This window comes from Vibrio sp. IB15, from assembly GCF_016406055.1.
Taxonomy (GTDB): Bacteria; Pseudomonadota; Gammaproteobacteria; order Enterobacterales; family Vibrionaceae; genus Vibrio; species Vibrio chagasii.
In genome coordinates, this window is the sequence record NZ_JAEFCE010000165.1 from 1 (window position 1) to 648 (window position 648).

Here is a 648-nt window from a genome sequence, read left to right on the forward strand (position 1 = left end):
TTCTGACCTTCCATATTGACACCGAGAGCAAGGTAAATGGCTTTGTTGATGACTTGCTTATTTTGGCGCACCTTCACAACAATGCAGTCTAGGTAAACGACGGGATAAACCGAATCAAGAGGGCGGGCTTGCCACTCAACAACTTGTTCTAAAACAGCATCAGTGACTTTAGATATTAGACTGGCGGAGATATCAGCATCGTACATTTCTTTGAAGGTTGCGACGATTTCTCGGGTAGTCATTCCTTTGGCATACAAGCTTAAGATCTTGTCGTCCATCGATTGGAATCGAGTTTGATGCTTACGAACGAGCTTGGGTTCAAAGGACGCGTCACGGTCACGAGGGATTTCTAGTTGGATCTCACCATCGTCAGTAATTAGGCGTTTAGATGAGTAGCCATTTCGACTGTTACTATCGTTGGTCGGTGAGTGTTTTTCGTAGCCAAGGTGATCATCAAGTTCAGCATTTAAAGCTGTCTCAACCGTCACCTTGGTTAACATTTTCCTGAAGTCATCAAGATCCGAAGGAGTCTTAATTGACTTAGCGGCTTCGCGAGCGAAGGCTTCTAAAGCTTTCTTATCCATATTGCTTATCCTTAGCCATGACTGGCTTAATTATAAGCAGATACACAATTTAAATTACAGGCTC

General features: G+C 43.5%; 1 protein-coding gene. It reads right to left on the reverse strand.

What is annotated here, in order from left to right; genetic code table 11:
- Positions 1–584 (reverse strand): IS256 family transposase (locus JC606_RS23265; RefSeq protein WP_198779571.1); only part of this gene is annotated, 584 nt, incomplete at its 3' end.
- Positions 585–648: the final 64 nt, after the last annotated feature.